Origin of the sequence: uncultured Gimesia sp. (assembly GCF_963972345.1) — a bacterium.
In the GTDB taxonomy this organism is placed as follows: domain Bacteria; phylum Planctomycetota; class Planctomycetia; order Planctomycetales; family Planctomycetaceae; genus Gimesia.
Genome location: NZ_CAXAVM010000022.1, coordinates 21,964 through 40,319, shown reverse-complemented (window position 1 = coordinate 40,319; position 18,356 = coordinate 21,964). Strand labels below are relative to the sequence as shown.

General features: G+C 47.8%; 17 protein-coding genes. 16 read left to right on the top strand and 1 reads right to left on the bottom strand.

What is annotated here, in order from left to right:
• The first annotated feature begins 116 nt into the window (after positions 1–116).
• Entirely contained in the window at positions 117–1,799 is a 1,683-nt protein-coding gene (locus AACZ40_RS05915) for a hypothetical protein (protein ID WP_291167556.1), read from the top strand.
• A gap of 55 nt (positions 1,800–1,854) precedes the next feature.
• Positions 1,855–3,291, top strand: coding sequence for a phage portal protein (locus AACZ40_RS05910; protein ID WP_291167559.1), 1,437 nt, complete (start codon positions 1,855–1,857; stop codon positions 3,289–3,291).
• A 46-nt stretch (positions 3,292–3,337) separates the two neighbouring features.
• Here AACZ40_RS05910 and AACZ40_RS05905 read toward each other — a convergent pair whose 3' ends face one another.
• Complete coding sequence (locus tag AACZ40_RS05905) at positions 3,338–4,948, bottom strand: sodium/solute symporter (protein WP_339673601.1); 1,611 nt, start codon at positions 4,946–4,948, stop codon at positions 3,338–3,340.
• A gap of 250 nt (positions 4,949–5,198) precedes the next feature.
• Here AACZ40_RS05905 and AACZ40_RS05900 point away from each other — a divergent pair, with 250 nt between their 5' ends.
• The 14 genes from AACZ40_RS05900 (at position 5,199) to AACZ40_RS05835 (ending at position 18,348) form a co-directional block, all read left to right on the top strand.
• Entirely contained in the window at positions 5,199–6,500 is a 1,302-nt protein-coding gene (locus AACZ40_RS05900) for a PLP-dependent aminotransferase family protein (protein WP_291167565.1), read from the top strand.
• 159 nt (positions 6,501–6,659) lie between these two features.
• On the top strand, positions 6,660–7,403 hold the full coding sequence (locus AACZ40_RS05895; protein WP_291167567.1) for a YkgJ family cysteine cluster protein: 744 nt from the start codon (positions 6,660–6,662) through the stop codon (positions 7,401–7,403).
• Positions 7,404–7,817: 414 nt separating this feature from the next.
• On the top strand, positions 7,818–9,158 hold the full coding sequence (locus AACZ40_RS05890) for a hypothetical protein (protein WP_291167569.1): 1,341 nt from the start codon (positions 7,818–7,820) through the stop codon (positions 9,156–9,158).
• 88 nt (positions 9,159–9,246) lie between these two features.
• Entirely contained in the window at positions 9,247–10,521 is a 1,275-nt protein-coding gene (locus AACZ40_RS05885; RefSeq protein ID WP_291167572.1) for a phage major capsid protein, read from the top strand.
• Positions 10,522–10,603: 82 nt separating this feature from the next.
• Complete coding sequence (locus tag AACZ40_RS05880; RefSeq protein WP_291167575.1) at positions 10,604–11,116, top strand: hypothetical protein; 513 nt, start codon at positions 10,604–10,606, stop codon at positions 11,114–11,116.
• 123 nt (positions 11,117–11,239) lie between these two features.
• Entirely contained in the window at positions 11,240–11,902 is a 663-nt protein-coding gene (locus AACZ40_RS05875; protein ID WP_291167578.1) for a phage head-tail connector protein, read from the top strand.
• Positions 11,902–12,240: a hypothetical protein gene (locus tag AACZ40_RS05870; RefSeq protein WP_291167580.1), complete on the top strand. Its 339-nt coding sequence runs from the start codon at positions 11,902–11,904 to the stop codon at positions 12,238–12,240. The genes AACZ40_RS05875 and AACZ40_RS05870 overlap by 1 nt, the downstream gene beginning before the upstream one ends.
• A complete protein-coding gene (locus AACZ40_RS05865; protein ID WP_291167583.1) occupies positions 12,237–12,686 on the top strand; it encodes a hypothetical protein in 450 nt (149 codons plus the stop codon). The genes AACZ40_RS05870 and AACZ40_RS05865 overlap by 4 nt, the downstream gene beginning before the upstream one ends.
• Positions 12,683–12,961, top strand: a complete 279-nt coding sequence (locus AACZ40_RS05860) for a hypothetical protein (protein ID WP_291167585.1) — start codon at positions 12,683–12,685, stop codon at positions 12,959–12,961. Before AACZ40_RS05865 ends, AACZ40_RS05860 begins: the two co-directional genes overlap by 4 nt.
• Positions 12,898–13,365 carry a phage virion morphogenesis protein gene (locus AACZ40_RS05855; RefSeq protein WP_291167588.1) on the top strand — a complete coding sequence of 156 codons (468 nt, stop codon included), beginning with the start codon at positions 12,898–12,900 and terminating at the stop codon, positions 13,363–13,365. The genes AACZ40_RS05860 and AACZ40_RS05855 overlap by 64 nt, the downstream gene beginning before the upstream one ends.
• A gap of 13 nt (positions 13,366–13,378) precedes the next feature.
• Positions 13,379–14,251: a phage tail tube protein gene (locus AACZ40_RS05850; protein WP_291167589.1), complete on the top strand. Its 873-nt coding sequence runs from the start codon at positions 13,379–13,381 to the stop codon at positions 14,249–14,251.
• 307 nt (positions 14,252–14,558) lie between these two features.
• Entirely contained in the window at positions 14,559–14,903 is a 345-nt protein-coding gene (locus AACZ40_RS05845) for a hypothetical protein (protein ID WP_291167592.1), read from the top strand.
• Entirely contained in the window at positions 14,900–17,014 is a 2,115-nt protein-coding gene (locus AACZ40_RS05840; protein ID WP_291167595.1) for a hypothetical protein, read from the top strand. The genes AACZ40_RS05845 and AACZ40_RS05840 overlap by 4 nt, the downstream gene beginning before the upstream one ends.
• Positions 17,014–18,348 (top strand): hypothetical protein, encoded by a 1,335-nt coding sequence (locus AACZ40_RS05835; protein ID WP_291167598.1) that lies wholly within the window; start codon positions 17,014–17,016, stop codon positions 18,346–18,348. Before AACZ40_RS05840 ends, AACZ40_RS05835 begins: the two co-directional genes overlap by 1 nt.
• Positions 18,349–18,356: the final 8 nt, after the last annotated feature.

Sequence of the window (18,356 nt, the reverse complement as noted above, 5' to 3'; positions counted from 1 at the left end):
TCTTTGAAGCTTGTATATCAAGCTTCCCATCAAATCCCGTAAACGAGGAATGATCTACGAAGTATCTTCTTCCGTGATCTTGCAATGCAAAATTGACTGATCTGGACTCCGATTATGTGGAATATTTGCTTGAGCTTGAACAGCATCTTCATGCCCATGAACAAAAACAAGAGGATTCAGGAGTTGAAGCAGCAATCCGTCAGGCTCGATCTGGCGACATCCGCCCTTATGTTAATATCCAATGGCCTGAAGCGGTGCTTGATGACTGGCAGTGGGATATTCTCGAATCGATGTTTGATCCCACGATTCGCCGTGTATTTGTTAAAGGAAATACAGGTTGTGGTAAAGGGGCTGCAGCGGGAATCGCCTGCTGTGCTTACTTTCATATCTGGGACGATGCAAAAATCATCATTACACGAGATTCTGTGAGAACAGCTCAAAAAATTGCCTTTGGCGAGGTTGATAAATGGTGGCGAAAAATGCGGTGCAAGCCACCTGGGAAACTTTTAACTTCTGGCGTGTTCGATACCAATCAGCATTCAATTTCGCTAGCTAACCCGCAGCATATTGAAGGCTTTCGAGGTGCACATTCACCCCATGTACTATTCTGGTTTGATGAAGCGACTGCACCCAATCTGGAAGATAAATATAAACTGGCCAATACGCAGGCCAAAAAATTTCTCGCGCTGTCAAATCCATCGACCTTATCCGGTACGTTTCGGGAATCCTTTCCAATTGTTGATCCCGATAAAACGCAGACGATTATAGATCAATTTGGCAAAACTCGGTGTATCACAGTCAGTGGCTGGGAATGCACAAATGTGAAAGAAAAATGTCTGGAGCAACCCGTTGCGCCGATCGGGGGTATCGAGATTGCTGGTACTTATTACTCACATGGAAGCCCCATCGCGGAGAATGATTTCCAATTGGTGCGCCCGCGAATTCCAGGGCAGACCTGTTATGACGAATTCATGTCACTTCTGAATGATGCAGATCCTCTTATACGTAATGTATATGCACTGGGAAAATTTCCTGATCAGGATCCTGAAAAACAGGTTATCCTCCCAGACTGGCTGTTAGAGCCTGTGAAATTCTGGACTCGCTGGAATCGTCTTTCTCTGAGAGCCCGGGAGCAATCTCATGAACTTGCGTTGAAATTGTTAGAGCGGATTTTGCCCGTAGAGAGTTTTGGGCTGGATGTAGCAGCATCAAGGTATGGTGATACTTCTGTTTTAGCAGTGGGAGGGCAATATGGGATTCGGGCTGTCCATGAGTGTCAGTTTTCTGATACCCAGCAGACGATGTGCTGGGTACTGGATACGGCGCAAACATATGGAATCGACTTAAGTCAGGGTATCGTGCCGATTGGCATTGATTGGGGAGGTGGGTATGGGAACGCGGTGGGGGACCCCTTGAAAAAAAGAAATGTCCATGTCATAGAAATTCATGGCAACGCAACCAGTATTCTGGATTCCAAAAAATATGCAAATAAGAGGGCAGAGTTGTATGGGGAGACAGCAAGAAGGCTTGACCCTGCTGGTGACTTTCGCATGATGCCATTTGCTCTGCCTGATAATCAACGGCTCAAAGAAGAACTGGTGGCTCCTGAAAAAATATTCGCTGGCCATGATGGCGAAAAATTCTATATCACCCCCAAAGGAAGACGTGGTTCAGATGCGAGTTACAACGGGAAAACGCTGCATGAAAGATTAGGAAGATCACCCGATCGTGCTGACGCTGTCGTTTATTGCCTAAGTGCATTGAGGAATCAGCGGCGGCGCCAGTTGATGGTCGCCTGAAGATTTAAATGCCCATTCATAATATGATTCTCTTAAACCGGAAAAAAGGCTTCAAATGTGGAATCCATTCAAACAACTTAAAACACGCTTAAAATCAAATCGGTTTGCTGTTGCATTACGAGCAGTTTTGGGGGCGGGGCAGCCGGGGTCCTGGAGTAGTGATCATAGCAGGGAAGCTGATCAATATTCTGGATGGACTTTTGTTGCGATCCGGGCCATATGTCTGCAAGCAATGCAGGCATCAGTTTCAGTTTATGATGATTCAATTAATGGCTCCAAACAGCAAAGACTAAAAGAGAAAATTCAAAATAAAAGCGGATATTCGCAGTTCAAAAGTTTGTATGCCGGGGAATATGGTGCAGCAGAACCGCTCTCTAACGAACATCCGATTTGTAAAATATTAAAGCATCCCAACCCGACTCAATCTGGCGCCTCATTTCGCTATGAACGTGTCTTACAGCTTCAACTGACAGGGACCAGTATTGTATGGAACGTGCCCAATCAATTCGGAAAAACGGTCCAGAGGTATGTTATTCCCACGGCGATTGCCACCCCGGTACCTCCCAGTCATGAATTTCCGGAAGGTGGATACAAAATCCAGACTCCCTCTCTCAGATATTTTAGTGAGTCGCATGGCAGTTCATTTGCAGAAACGAGTATGTTTCATCAAGTCGTAGGAAATGTAATTCCGATTTCTCAACTCCAAATATCACGTTGGCCTCATCCGGTTTATAAAGATGATGGACAGTCTCCGGTAAGTGCTGGAGCAAGATGGGTTGATTCTGCCAATCAAATTGATTCCGCTCGATGGGCACAGATGAATAATGGGGCAGATCCATCGATTGTCGTAACATGTGGCAAAGACATGAATCCGACTCGTGAAGAGCTCGAAGCAGCAGCAGCGATGTTTGAGCAGAAATATGGAGGAACCGAAAACACAGGAAAGGCGATCTTTACTACAGGAGAACAGGTTGTTGCTCTCACGGCGACTCCCCGGGAAATGGATTATAATTCTTCTTTTATTCAATTCAGAGATGCAATTCTTGCCTTGCATGGAGTTCCGGGAATTGCTGCAGGGATCTCGGATGGAGGAAGTTATGCAGCATTTTATGCGAGCCTTAAACAGTTTATAAGCCTTACTGTTCAGCCAATACTTGATCTATTGGCAGAAGATGATACCGAGCATCTAGCATCGCAATTTGGAAAACATCTTACCGTAGAGATTGAGGCAACCCAAATTGATGATCCGGATCTGCTTGAAAAAAGGCTGGCTACAGATATCCGTGCAAAAATAATCAAAGTCGATGAATTGAGAGCAATCAGGGGGTTGCCTCCCCTGGGACCTGAAGGAGGTGGCGATCACCTTGTCAGTGAGGGGAGATCAAGTTTACTACAGAAAGAAGATGAAGAGATAGATAAACATGACTCTGATTCGGCAGCTCCCAGACTGCAAAAAACTAAGCTTTCTAAAAAAGAATTCAAAGTCTGTTGAGATACCCTGAGTGAGTACAAGTCCAAGGTGGCAGACCAGCCAATGTTCAGCTGTGGGCAGATTTATTGCTGCGTTGATAAGAGGCAATCAGATAGCTGACCAGACACCCGCTGGCAATATTCACAGTGACCGCAGCGGGGGCAATCCATTGAAAGCTGATTGGATCGGGTTCGTTGGGGCCCATAAAGATTGGTCCGGAGAATGCAATTAAGACTGCAGTTGTCGTTCCCAGGATTGCCCCGACAATAACTCCTGCTGGTCTGGAATACGGAACAAACAGAGCAAAGAAAAACAGGCAAAAGATTGGCGTGGTCAATAAATTTGCTGTTTTGTTGGTTACAGCTGTTATATTTCCAGGGATGCTTCCCATGACAGAGCTGGATAAAACCACGATGGTACCAATACCAAATGCCAGCAGTCGTGCAGTAAAAACGTGACCCTTTTCTGTGCGCGGAGATTTGTCAAACCGATCTAGAAAGTCTGTCATGACAACCGCCGTGATAGAGTTAACTCCGGAATCAATGCTGGACATGGCAGCGGCAAACATAGCTGATACAACGCATCCAGAAATTCCGACTGGAAGATGATAGGCTATATAGTGCGGAAAGAATTTGTCAGCATCTATTTTTAGATCGATTCCTGCAGGGATTTCGTTTGGAAATTCTTTGAAGTATCCCAGTAAAGCAAAACCAACCATGGCTAATGTGAGTGAAACAATAACAGAAACGCTTAATTGAACTGCCAGGGACTTTCTGGATGCACTTGCATCTTTTGTAGACATAAAGCGTTGGACTGAAACCTGATCACCGCAAGAGGTCGCGACATACCAGACCAGTATTGAGAGAAACGTTCCAACATACGTCACTCGTGTTGACGGATCGAAGCTGAAAAAAGGTTGAGTATCCCAGTTTTGATCCCATTTTGTTGGAAACCAGCCAAAACCACCCAAATGATAAGTAATTGTGGCAATGACCAGTAAAGCGCCACCAAATAAGAGAATCGTTTGAATTAGATCTGTTATCACGACTGCACGCAATCCACCCAGTGAAGTGTAGATAATCGCAACCAGACCTGTCCCTAATACGATATAGGGAATCCATTCTTCGCCAACATTCAGCATGGTTGTAATCGCTTTAGCTGTCAGATAAACCAGCAACGACATCCAGATCAATCGCAAGCTGACAAACATGACTGCTCCGAGTAATCGAATGCCCAGCCCCAGTTTTTCTTCCAGTAGTTCATAGGCGCTGGTGACACGTTGTCTCATATAAACCGGGATCATTACAAAGCCAACAATAAGAAAGATAAATGGCATCGCGAGATCTTTTATCAGATATACAGGTCCTTTTCCCAGGATTTCACCTGGCGTCGAGAGATAGGTGATAGTGCTAAGCAGAGTGGCAAATAATGAGACCCCGATTAATATGGGATTCATCTGTCCGCTTCCGACAAAGTATTCCGATGTATCTTCTTGACCTCGACTGAAGTGCCAACCCAGGAAGATAGTTGAGATCGCATAAATTGCTATAATCACCCAGTCTATGGGGTGTAAACCGGCATTTAAGGCGAGAGGTTCGGGGGAAGTCTCAGCCGCCAGAAGAGGACTTTCAAGCAAACAAAATATCAACAGGGATGAACTGAAAAATAACGATTTCAATATTCGGTTTCCTACTGAGTAGATGTTGTTTCAGGAGCTGCAACTGGAGACTGGTATTTGGCATTAAGAAATACAAACATCGGAATTTCTTTCCAGTATGCTGATTGAGACTCCCAATTTCAATTCTGTATGATCCAACTTCGTAGTAAATCACTCAGACCTCAATTATGATATTAAGGCAGCATTTGGTCCGGTTAATAGAGTTGTTGCCGGCTTCTGGATACACAAATAAGGCAATTCGAGTAATAAAATGGCCCTTTCAAATGAAATTCGATTCAGTAAAAAGAGAACCTGGAGCCACGATTTACCGATCAGTTATCTGATGCAACAGGGAGTTGAAAATCCTGGAGTTCTATCGCTGGCGGCTGGATTAGTTGATCAAAACAGTCTGCCAGTTTCCATTACAAAAAACGCATTTGAATCTCTGTTTTCAGATTCTGGGGCAGCCAGGGAAGCACTTCAATACGGGACGACTGCAGGTTCGTTGTCTCTTAGAAAATTACTTCTAACACACTTAACTAACCTGGAACAGAAATCAGCTGAAGAACTGGGAGTGACAGTAGACAACTTGATTGTCACAACAGGTTCACAACAATATTTGTCACTCTTAGGTGAAGTATTACTTGATCCAGGTGATATTTGTCTGGTTGCAGCGCCCACTTATTTTGTTTTTCTCGGTGTATTACAGGGATTAGGAGCCCGAATCATTTCTGTCGATACAGATGAATCCGGAATGCGTATGGATTCTCTGGATTCAACGCTGGAAATGTTGGAGTCACAAGGACAGTTGGACAGAGTGAAAATGATTTATCTCGTAAGTGATTATGAGAATCCCTCAGGATTATCACTTTCGGTAGAACGGCGAAAGCAAGTCATTGGTGTTGCTCAAAAATGGTCAAAACAACATCGAATTCATATTTTAGAAGATCTTGCATATCGAGAACTCTGTTATGACGGGCCTGTTCTGCCCAGTATCAGGAGTTTTGACAAGACAGGTGAAACTGTCATTCTCACCCAAACGTTCTCGAAGAGCTTTGCTCCCGGGTTGAGAGTCGGATTTGGGGTGGCATCGAAACAGGTGTGTGCGGCCATATCAGATAAAAAGGGAAATGATGATTTTGGCTCAACAAATATGAGCCAACATATCTTGGCAGATGCTCTTCGTGAAAATTTATATTATGATCATGTGGATTATTTGAGATCTGTATATCGTGAAAAACGAGATTGTATGCTGGATTCTGCGGAGTCTTATTTCTCAAAATTCAGGAACGTGCATTGGATCCACCCGAGGGGTGGACTTTACGTGTGGATGACTTTGCCTGAATCAATAGAAACAGGGTTTCAAAGCCCACTGTTTCAGAAAGCGATCCATCAGGATAAAGTCATGTACGTACCAGGAGAGTTGTGCTATGCATTCGATCACGGCATTGATAGCAGTGAGCAACCTGTTATACAAAAAAATCATATGCGGCTGACATTTGGTGTTCAGAACATTGAAGGGATACGAGAAGGAATGAAGAGGTTGTCAGACGCGGTCAAGTCATTCATATAAAACAAGTTATAGCTGAAAAGGATACAGCAGTTTCCCCAGATGTCTTGTTTGAATTCTGGATTGTATTCAAGCGACTTTAACGATTATGACGATAGGCTGGAAAGGGTTTGATGGTTTGATTCGTAATTGAGTTTCCCCACGTGAAAGACGTCTCGGGTGATGGAATCAAATCATATCTCATTATCTCACGGAATTCCTGTCAGAATAAGAAGTAAAATGGGTATTTGTGATTCCTGCCATTCCGGATGTTGTCGCTCTTTTGCAGTCCCAATCTCTGGTGCAGATATTCATCAATTTACGCAATACCAGAATAAGAATTTCTGGGACTTTGCTTGTCGCTGGGAGGACTCGGAGGGACTGATATCTCGCAATTTAGCTCCCCATTTCTTTTTTGAAGATGCACTAAATGTGCCTTTTGTCATTTGCCTTAAGCATATTCCAAGTGTTTCGTTTCCGGGTACCACAAAGTGTCGATTTCTCATGGAATGTTTACCGGATGAGGAACATCCAAAAGGTTTAGGACGTTGTAGTATTTACCATTCACGTCCCCATACCTGCCGCAGTTTCCCGGCAAAACTGAACGATGACAGTGAACTGGCAATATTATATGAGATTCCTGCCAACGGGAGGAACGGCGAACCTGCATACGATCTTTGTTCCCGTCAATGGACTCCCGCGGATTTAGAACCAAATGAAACGATACAGAGTCTGGTTATTGCAAAATACGAAATGACTTTTTTTAAAAAAATCGCAGTAGTCTGGAACCAGAATCCTGGTCCGTGGAATTCATTTCCAGAGTTCATCAATCTGATTTATTCAAATCGCATTTCTTCTTCTGAACTCAGCAATTCTAATCAGAATCAGTCACAAGTAGATGCTGAGTCGTTACCTAAAGCGGCATAATTCATAAATGTAGTTTATTGATATAGCTGCGCCTTCGGGCTTAGATGAATTGTATCCCCGCAGTCTTTCGGTATCGCATCACAATTAACCATAGCATCTCTCGAACTGTCATGCTCGGTTCCAAAGTCCCTGAAGACAATACAATAAATCGGGACATAGTCCAGAACTAATTTGTCTTAGAATGATTTGTATCGAATCAGGTCGAAAAATTCTTTTCCTGTAGAGTATAAATCAGAGACACGGGACACTCAACTTTGAACCGGTGAGAACTGAGTTCATCCTCATACTGAAAATTGAGCAGTTCATCGTGCAGGAAAAAGTCAATATTGTGATTTTAGTATCTTGACCTGTGTATGCCGAATCTTAAAACACTGCCCTGTCGCAAACATGATATGTTTCTCAGCGGGGTAAACAGTGAATACAAACCAGAGTTCAGATTCATTTGAAGTTCTTCTCAAAAACCGGCAGCAGACATTTGGAGCTTTCTGCAAGATTGCTGGTAAAGCTTCAGAACTTTCACTGGCAAGTCAGACTCATCCGATGATCGATGAAAGACTGATGTCTGCCCGAGCAATCATCAACACACCTCGCGAAGACCGCGAAGGTGACATTATCGAACCTGCGGGAGTGCAGCTTGAAAATTTCCGTAAAAACCCGGTAGTTCTCTGGGAGCATGGTTTAGGCGAAATTACATGCCCCATCGCAAAATGCCAGCATCCGGATGGCCGTCTGGCAATTGAAGTAGACCAAGAAAAAATATCTGCGACATCTTATTTCACTTCCAAATCACTGGAATCGTTGCAGATATTCCACCTGATCGCTGAGGGCTTAGTCAGAGCAACTTCGGTACGTGCTCTGCCAATAAAATCATCAACCAGGAAAACAGCAAATTCCAGAATTGGAATAGTATTGGAACAATGGGAACTGATTGAATGGTCTTGGGGTGCATTAGGCGTCAATCCAGATGCCATCGCTAGAACCCTTGATCGGGGAACGATTGAAGGCCGCAAAATAGTAGAGCCGCTATTAAAATCACTACGAACGGTGCTCCCTCAAAAAAAACACCAGATACCTGGTTGGTCGCTAACGGGTACTGATGATGTAACGGACAATCAGCATCTTCCATTAATTTTATCTGAAAACATAGACAACCCACGAGTGCATGATACCAGTAGTCGTCCGAAGCTGAGAGACCAGCCACAAAAATTATCAGCTTCAAATACTGAGAACGAATACGATCTGGGAATGTCCGTACCGCCAGGCGCTCTGATTTTAAAATCGATTTCAAGCTGTTTCTCAGATATGAAAAAAAATGTGAGATCAAAAACAGCAGAACTCGAAAATTCGCCCGTTAAGTCGTTTCTGGAAAAGCTGCTCTTAACACTAGAGTTTGAACAGGAAAACTTAAAGAAGACGTTTGCAGAGAATTATGCCCAGTTCAAGCTTGTTGATGACAATTCTGAAGAACTGAATGCGAATAACGATTCTGATTCGATTGATTTTCCTGGAGCAAGTGAGATTACGCACAGATTGAAACGGATTGCTTCAAAAAATCATTCTGAATCAGCTTCACAGCTCCATGCTTTCTCGGATCATCAATGTCAGCAAATTGCAGATGTAATCAAACGAACGAACCTGTTGGCTCAACAGAAAAAATTCTGCGATGAAAATCGACTGTTGGAGAATGTCGAAGCACTATCGCGTGTAGTAAAAGAATTACGGCAGAAGGTATCCGATCTGCTACCTCACATCTGATGTGGTCGCAATTGACTTCAATGGAAAGTGATATCTTTGCGCCGATGTAAAATGCTTATTAAAAATAATTTATCAGAAAGGACATTCTATGTCTGAAACACTCGAAGAAAAAGTAAAGTCTCTCTCATCAAACATTGAAAATCTTACTAAAAGTGTAGATCAACTAAATGGCCCAGATATGAGCGGCATTCATCATGATGAACAGGGACGTCTGGCAGCTTATTGGGAAACGGAGAAAAATCAAACGGACCATCAGGCTTTCAAAAAAACGTTCTCCGGGCAGAGGAGCCGCGCATTCCCCCTTGGTTACAAACCATTTTCAGAATTTCAATCGTTTGGAGATTTTATCCGCTGTGGATTTAAAGACCGTAGCGAAGTCATCGCCAAGACAAAAAAATCCTGGGGAATGTGCAAATCGATTCAGGGAATGTCTGAAATTGTAGGCGCGGACGGTGGCATCGCGGTATTACCTGAGTTCCATCAGGAAATTCTGACACGAATTTATGAGAACGACATTTTCAGCCGCACAGATCATTATCGGGTCGCTGGAAATAATATGACGTTCCCGACAGATTCGGAAACCAGCCGCACGGATGGAGCTCGTTCAGGGGGATTGCGTGCTTATTGGGTGGGTGAAGGCGACCCATTAACAGGTTCAACACCGAAGCTCGGAGAAACGACGCTGAAACTTAACAAGTTGGCAGTGTTGGTTTATCTGACAGAAGAGTTAATTAACGACAATGGAATGGCTCTTGAATCTTATGTAAACAAAAAAGTCACTGAGGAAATGGAATTTATGCTGGGGGAATCCATCTTCAATGGCAATGGTGTTGGAAAACCACTGGGCGTGATGCGATCTTCTGCAAGAGTGACAGTTCCTAAAGAATCTGGTCAGGCGGCAAATACGATTTTGGCAGAAAATATTTTACAGATGTGGAGCCGTATGAAAGCATCTTCACGAATGAATTCTGCCTGGTTTATTAACCAGGATACTGAACCGCAGCTCCATCAGATGAGTCTGGGTGTTTCCACTGCTGGTGGACAGTTAGTTTATATGCCACCTTCCGGACTTTCTGGGGCGTCTTATGCGACTTTGATGGGACGTCCTGTAATTCCAACAGAGTTCAACGAAACCTTGGGGACAGAAGGAGATATTCTGCTAGCCAGCCTCGATGACTACATCACCATCAGTAAAGGCGGCATTGAACAGGCAGAATCCATGCATGTTGAATTTCTGACGGATCAACTGGCGCTGCGATTTATTATGCGAATTGATGGAAAGCCGTGGGAGACACAGCCATTAACTCCTTATAAGGGAACTGCGACACAGTCAAGTTTTGTCACTCTGGCGACTCGTGCATAGTTTTCCATTTGCAGAGAGTAGTTGATTTACTCTGCTGGTCCAATTTATTTCATGCAATCTCGATTATTTAGGAACTCATTAAATGTTTAATAAAGAATTTTTAGAAGGTCACGATATCATTCCTGCTTTTATGCCGATCGACTTGTCGGCGGATGTGAATACAGGGGACAGAGTCAACCTCCAAAATTATGACCGGTGTCTCTTTGTATTGTTGGCATCCATCGGTACTGCCGGAGATGACCCTGTGATTTCAGCGCAGCAGCATACTGCTGCGAATTCAGGTTCATCCAAGCCACTTAACTTCAGGCGGATTCGACATAAAGTCGGTGCTACAGATATCGAATCTACTGGTCAGTTTATGCTTGTGGAACAATCGGAGGCAGCCAGTTTTGATACTGATTCTATTGATGGTGCCGAGAATGAGGCATTGATTGCTATTGAAGTGATGGCGAAAGATCTGGATTCGGATAATGGATTCACTTTTGTTTCATTTAATGTGGATGATGTGGGTTCCAACGCCCAGCTAGGAGCAGGATTTTACATTCTCCAGGGGGCCAGCTATGTCAACGAAATTCAACAGTCTTCCATTGTATAGACTTTGAAAGATGACACCTGATGCACAAAGGTTTTGGGAAGACCTGGTTACATAACACAATAAAACTCAATTAGTCAGTGCTGATCTCTGATTCAAAATAATTATTTGGAGTAGTAATTTCCAATGTCGCTGACCACAAAGGCCACAATCAAAACTCTCATAGGCGTCAGTGATACCTCACTGGACGCTGTGATTGATTTATTGATCCCTCAGGCCGAAGCGATCATCAAAGGGTATCTGAAGCGGGAGATTGAAGAAGCGACGTACACAGAGTACTACAGCGGCTCAGGTGACCAGATCATTGTTCTCAATCAGACGCCCGTCCAATCCATTACCTCAGTCAACGAAGACTCAGGCGGCTACTATGGGGACGGCACGGATGTTTTCCCCGCCTCTTCTCTGTTGGTTGAGGGAACCGATTACGTTCTCCGGAAAGACGATGCCACCAATACCGAAGTCAGCAAAAGCGGCATTCTGTACCGGATCGGTAAAGCATGGCCCAGGCCCTACTCCCGCTTACGTGGTCAGCTGGCGAGCGCACCCGGTTTAGGACTGGGGAATATCAAAGTGGTGTATGTGGCCGGTTGGGCAACTGTGCCGGCTGATATCACATTCGCTGCGAATAAGCTCGTTACGTCGATGCTGGCGTCTCGTAAACTGCAGGGGCGGGTTGAATCGGAGAGCATCGAAGACTACTCGTACACGCTCGCTGGTGCCGACGACGAAGCCAAAATGCTGGATAGCGTCAAAGGCTCTCTGGCTCGTTACAAGAAGGTGGTGATCTGATGGTGACGACTCAAGATCTGGACTACCTGTATCTGAAGATGCCAGGAACGGAACCGGTAACCCTGACGACCCGACGTGGGGCAGCCAACACAACAACCACGGTATCTGTCTCCCATGCGTGGATGCGAGACATCTCGAGGGATGATATCGCCAAAGGGCTGGCGGTATCGGCACACGAAGGCATCGTCTGGAATATCCCCAACGTCTTACTGGCCGGGACAGAGATCGAAGTAGACGACACCATCACCGATTCATCAAGCGTGAAGTGGAGAGTCCAGTCGGTGACTCGGACTCGCCTGAGAACTCACTGGCGTTGCATCTGTCGGAGAGAAAAATGACAGCCATCCTGGAAGACATCCTGACAGCGGTGAAAACCCAGATTGAGGGGCTGGATCTGGCGGATATTGCCGACGCATCTATCCGCATTCTGAAGGAGCCGACCACCCGCAACTTCGCAGCAGCTGATTTTCCGGCAGTTTTAATCGCTCCCAAGACACCAAAACACAACCCATCCCAGGGTACCAACCTCAGAGACCAGATCGAATATCAGATCAGCGTGGTCCTGGTGGACTCGGACGAAGACCAGGTCGCCAACCGAAACAAGTACCTCACATGGTACGAAGCCATTGTGAAGTCATTCCGCACTCCCCGTTTAACCGGAGTTGCGTCAGTCGTAAACAGTTATGTTGCCCCCGGTGCGGTCGTTGATCCAAGCTGGTTTGAGGCAGGAGAGTATCACGCAGGTATCACCCTGTGGTTTGTTAGTTGGGAAGCGAGAACATGACCGAAGAAAAGTTTGAAATCGAATCCAAAGACGCGGAGTTCCTGAAGGTCAGCACCAATATCCACGGGGGTTTGCGGTTCAAAACCAGTAAAGAATCCGAAGCCGTCAAAATGTATGCCGAGCAGATCAGCACTGACCGCAGAGCATATGGCCCTGCCGACGTGAAGAAGATGTCCGGCTTCAAAGTCATCACAGTGAAGGACAAGACGCGATGTCTAAAACCCTTACAACCAAAGAACTCGGTGGATTCCTCAACGGCGTTGTCAACCGATTAGAGCAGCCCAAAGCGTCCAAGGTTCTCAGCGAGTGGAATGACGAGCTGGCCGGGGATCTGGCGAAAGGCTTCCTCAGCGGTGAATCACCTGACGGGGTTCCCTGGGCTCCGTTGAAGAATCCACGACCACCGGGACACAACCCCGGAACACGACCGTTGATCGACACAGGCGACCTGCTGCGAAGCGTGGTCTCGGATGGGCCGGGGCATATTGAGATTGTGACAGACGATGCGACGACATTCGGAACCAATATCGTTTATGCCGGAGTGCATCAGGACGGATCGAAAGAGGACAGTAAAAACAACATACCGGCAAGGCCGTTTATCGGCATCCCGGACGAATCATTAGACAAGGCAATCGAGATGTTGTCCGGTCACTTAATCACCACTATCGACGCGATTTAATAAGGATAGACTCATGACATTAGGCATCGGAACATTTACCCGTGTGGCAATCGATAGTGCATTGCCGTTTGACGCAAGCAGCATCCCGATTGAGATCGTAGGCGCTGAGTCTCTGGTCGAATCGCAGACGATTGATGAGACCGGTGGTACGACCGGCACCACAGAACACATTGTCGAGCGTACCCGTTTGGGGCAGAAACGCTGCTCAGGAACCATTCGAGTTCCCGCAAGTAAGTTGGCCCTCGACACGCTCCTGCCATTGATTCTGGGGGCTGCTGAGTCCACAGACAGCTTTGCTCTTGCGGACTCTCTGCCCGAGTTTGTGATGATGATCGACCGAGATGAGAAGGTTTACTCATATTCAGGCTGCCGGATTGCCCGCGCAACCTTCAACGGATCATCCGGGCAGATGGTCATGGTGGATCTGGATATCGAAGCCGAGACTGAATCCGAGGGGGCTGCCGGCTCATTCCCAACTCTGGCGACTCCCACAGAAAGCCCATACCGGTTTGAGGATGGTGTTCTCACTATCGTTGGTGAAGCTCGGGAGTTCAGCGAGTTCAGCCTGGTCATTGAAAACCAGCTGGATACAGAACGCTTTGAAAACACGCTCACCCGCGTGGATATCCCATTACTCGACCGGATCATTACCCTGGGCACCAACCATCCATGGAGTACGGATAACCTCGACCTGATTAAACAGGACCTCGCCGGGGCTGGGGGATCTCTGGTGCTGACAAACACCGAAAGCGACGATGCGTTGACCTTCACCTTCGGAGCCATCCAGTACCGGAGCCATCGGACTGCCCCGCGTCAATGCCGACGGCGATACTTCATATTTCGAATACCGCGACCAGTACCTGAAGATCGGTGCCACCCTGCTTAACATCGGAGACAAGCAGGGCGACGGCTCGGAACGCATCAAGATCAACCTGGGATCTGTCCAGACAACAGCCCTGATCACCAACTCGGGAGACAGCCCGGACGGCAACACCCCTGCGATTCTGCTGCTGGGAACACACGCCAGCAACACGATCAACATCAACCGGGGTTCGCTGGGAATTGCCTACTATCCGACAGAGGTCGCGACCGTCGCCACATTACGGCAGGCGTTCTTCGATAACGCTCTGGACGACACCACGGTATATCTCGGAGCTGGTGTCGCCGTTGCTGACATTGTCAAGAGCGGTGGCGTGCTGGATATCAATTCCGACACGACCTCATTCCGCCAGACAGCAGGCACCACCACGATTCACGCCGGGGCACATACGGTGCTTAACATTTTGGCCGGGCTGCTCAATTACAACTCGACAGGCACTCTTGCAGCCGTGAATCTGTCGGGTGATGGCGTGCTGGTGTTCGATCAGGACGCACGGCCCAAAGACGTGACCGTGATTGACAAGTTCACCGATGAGTCAGAGATCTTCGACGAATCGGGCAGTATCGCCAGTCCGGTGATTGACCTGAACAATTGCGGTGACCTCAGTACCATTCACATGGGACAGGACTTCAAACTGACCTTCGGGGCCACATCATGAGCAATTTCGATCAGGGCATCGGATACGTTTTCTATCCGGGCATCAAGCAGATCGTCAGTGCGAACTATTCGCGCTCGCACGGCATCACTCCCGACGTGTGTCAGATCGAAATGGCACCTCAGACTCTGAATGCCAGCGACTCGGATTACACGCCGATTGAGCCTGATGGTTACCTGCTGTTTCAGTTCGACGAATTTACCAACGATGCCCGCACAGGTCGCACACAGATTCTCCTGCAGGGATGCCGACCGGACAGAGCGTCTGTCAGACAGTCCGCGACCTCGAAGAACTGGACGATCCCGATTTATGATCGTCGCTGGAAGTGGAAGTTTGGCAGCTTCTCCGGTCATTGGAACGTCAAAAAGAACGGCGAAATCGAACCCCGCAAAAAGAAAACGCCGCGGCAACTGGCTGATATGTGCCTCGAAGCCATGGGCGAACAGAACTACGACACCCGTGACCTGCTCGACCTCGAAAAGAAACAGTCGCTCCCGTACCGCAATCAGATCTTTCCTGAAGTGCACTGGGACCGCATTCCCCCGGCACAGGCCCTGAACGAGTTGGTGACGCCATTGGGCTATCGCATCTGCTTAGGCTGGGATGATCGGGTGAGAATCCGCAAGTACGGTGAAGGGGCATTGCTTCCCACTGAGGACCTGATGTCAGGGGGGTTTGAAGCGAATCTGCCGGAGACACCTGATTCGGTGACGGTCCTGGGCGGGTTGACCATGCACGAAGTAATGTGGATGCTTGAAGCGGTCGGGCTCGACATTGACGGCGAATGGCGACCGATCGACCACTTGAGCTACCGCCCTAAAGAGGGGTGGAAGATCTGTTCTCCTGGCGTGTTCGATGAAATTAAAGCCCCCTTGGAAGAGATCGAAGCGGAGAAAACTTCCGGTGCCCCGGTTGACAAAGCCAAGTACCTCAAACTGAAAGAGCAGTACAGCCTCGCGATCCAGACCGTCTATCGCTGCTATCGGTTGAAGTACCCCGCCGGCGGGAAGAGTGAATCAGAGTACCTGCGTTTAAATTATGACCACTATGGTGAGTCACTCGCCAAGGCAGTTGATAATGGCGAACGGCGTGGAGATCGTGATTACGACTATCGGGCCGAAAGTTATGACGAAGCCCGGCGAGAACTGTTCAAAGCCACAAAACCTGTTATCCCCGGACCGTGGAAAATCGATCCCCGCACCGGCAGACGTGGCGATTACGTGATTGAAGAATTCGAGCAGATCCTGCCGACCTTCACCACCCGCGCTGAACTGGGCATCGACACTTACTCAGGCAAGCTGATTCGTAAACCGGTTGAGGTAACCGGGATCTACTTCGATGAAACCAAAGGTGGCAATACGCTCTCCATGGCGGACCGGATCTATAGCGTCGAAGGCGATAAGTTCTCGATCATCCCAGAGCTGGGAATCATTCGATTCAACGAACCGATGTTTCGTTTCAAGAAAGAGAAGGTCAAAGACAAAGACGGGAAGACATCCAAAGAGGAACACGAAGTTCCCTACCCCGCTGAGCTGCGGGCACTGATCGCCACCCCGCTGAAGAACCTGGTCGGCGAACCGGCTCGCTACGAGCACAAAGAGGAGTTGAAATCCAAGTACCGCACAAAGCCTGCCCCGCTTCCCGGTGGGCTGAAAGACAACCCCCGCAAACTGCCGGGCGGCACCGACACCAAAGCGGTGATTAAGAATGAAATCGTACTGACTTACAAAACTGAGTATAAGCTGGAGAAGATATACAACGACGAATTCCCCGACTGGTTTTACGTCAAGGAAGTCACCAGCAACGAAGAAAAAGAGAACCTGAAAAGCCAGGCCCTCGCCGCGATCGATGTGGAGAACCTGCGAATCACCTCAGAAGACTCTGGTTCTGGAGTATACGCAGGTCTGAAGAAAATGGAGCTGGACGGTGCAATTCAACAGGTCGCCATCACCCGCACCACATCAGACGGCATGACCACCACCATCTCGCGTAATTCCGAAGTGAATACGATTGTGCCCCCGTTCGACCAGCGGCAGCGTGACCTTGCTCTGAAAGAGCTGATCAAACAGCAGGAACAGACCGTAGACAAGACCCAGCAGCCGGAGGATCAGTAGTGTTTAACTCTGCCAAACCAAGCCCCGGCGAATGGTTCAGTTGTCTGAATGTCGGTGATGACAAAATCGTTGACAAAGACGAACGCCGCAAGGATAAAGACCTGTTGATTCCCGGTCACTCGCTGGTTGAAATCGTCGGTGTCCGCACGCTAAATGGTGACACTCCGGTGTTTGAGATCCGTCTGCCGGTCGGCGACACTGCAGCAGGGCAGGATGAACCAGCCGACGCAGATGGTAAAGTGCCGAAGTACGTCACCAACGGCATCAACTTCGCATTCACTGGCCCGAAGGTGATCACCAAGGGGCAACTGGGCCGGATTAAGTACGCTCCCGCATTCGTGCGTTACGAGGGCGATGAAAGCGACAACGAGAAGATTCACGGCAGATATGTCAGGCCGGAGAACAGCAGGCTGTCAGACGCAACCCTCGACGGCCTGGAGCTGCTTTACGGCACTGGCACAGTGCAGCAGTTGATCGGTGATCCAGCGGGACACCTGAAGCTGCCTAACGATCTGACCAAGGCGAGCCGGTTCAAGATTCAGCACCAACTGCTCGGCTGGAATGTCCACGGGATTTATAAAGTTACGACAGGCGACAAAAAAGAAAATAAGGACAGCACGAAGAATCTCCTCGCGTTCGTTGCACCGGCGAATCAGATTGCTGCACCGACTCCGGTCAGGTTCATTACTCATGAACCGTATTCCACATTTACACTGCGGACATATCCCCCTGACAGTTATGACCTCGACGGTGACAATCGGTCGAATCAAGACTATTACAGAATGGTGGACGGAGAAATAAAAATTCCGTGCAGCCTGTTCTACTGGGATCCGGACGGCAACAGCAAGCAGATGATTGAAATTATAGGCGATTCCATCAATGCGGAAATCAAGCTGGTGTTAGAGGGGCACGAAACAGAACCGTTTTCCCTGCTCAAGCAGTATCTTTCGGAAGAATCGCTGACCACCCTGATTGAGGACCTGCCGAACGTGGGGAGAGGAAATGTCTCTGTCTCTCTCTGGCCGGGGCACTGGCTGATTGAGTTCATCGGCGATCTGGCAGGTGTCGTGTTCGATCAGTTCGTCATCGACAAGCCAGAAGATTCCGATTTTGAATGCCTGTCCTACTACACGAACTGGGCTGACAGCAGGGTTGATGACGAAGTGCTGTTTCCGATCCCGCTGGCCGGCAAGTGGGACGGCGATGATGACGCGATCAATGACGCCGTGGCAGCAGGTTCAATCGGCTGGGCGACCTGTGCCCCAGGGATCGGACTGGTTGCCCCCACTGTTCAATGCCGCGATTATAACGGCGATGGAACCCCAGATTTATAAGGTGTGAA

Excerpts from the sequence above, each read along its gene's own strand:
- AACZ40_RS05840 (WP_291167595.1), top strand. The coding sequence starts at position 14,900 with ATGAGCAATTTCGATCAGGGCATCGGATACGTTTTCTATCCGGGCATC.
- AACZ40_RS05850 (WP_291167589.1), top strand. The coding sequence starts at position 13,379 with ATGACATTAGGCATCGGAACATTTACCCGTGTGGCAATCGATAGTGCA.
- AACZ40_RS05860 (WP_291167585.1), top strand. The coding sequence starts at position 12,683 with ATGACCGAAGAAAAGTTTGAAATCGAATCCAAAGACGCGGAGTTCCTG.
- AACZ40_RS05855 (WP_291167588.1), top strand. The coding sequence starts at position 12,898 with ATGTCTAAAACCCTTACAACCAAAGAACTCGGTGGATTCCTCAACGGC.
- AACZ40_RS05865 (WP_291167583.1), top strand. The coding sequence starts at position 12,237 with ATGACAGCCATCCTGGAAGACATCCTGACAGCGGTGAAAACCCAGATT.
- AACZ40_RS05895 (WP_291167567.1), top strand. The coding sequence starts at position 6,660 with ATGGAATCAAATCATATCTCATTATCTCACGGAATTCCTGTCAGAATA.
- AACZ40_RS05910 (WP_291167559.1), top strand. The coding sequence starts at position 1,855 with ATGTGGAATCCATTCAAACAACTTAAAACACGCTTAAAATCAAATCGG.
- AACZ40_RS05900 (WP_291167565.1), top strand. The coding sequence starts at position 5,199 with ATGGCCCTTTCAAATGAAATTCGATTCAGTAAAAAGAGAACCTGGAGC.
- AACZ40_RS05885 (WP_291167572.1), top strand. The coding sequence starts at position 9,247 with ATGTCTGAAACACTCGAAGAAAAAGTAAAGTCTCTCTCATCAAACATT.
- AACZ40_RS05870 (WP_291167580.1), top strand. The coding sequence starts at position 11,902 with ATGGTGACGACTCAAGATCTGGACTACCTGTATCTGAAGATGCCAGGA.
- AACZ40_RS05880 (WP_291167575.1), top strand. The coding sequence starts at position 10,604 with ATGTTTAATAAAGAATTTTTAGAAGGTCACGATATCATTCCTGCTTTT.
- AACZ40_RS05875 (WP_291167578.1), top strand. The coding sequence starts at position 11,240 with ATGTCGCTGACCACAAAGGCCACAATCAAAACTCTCATAGGCGTCAGT.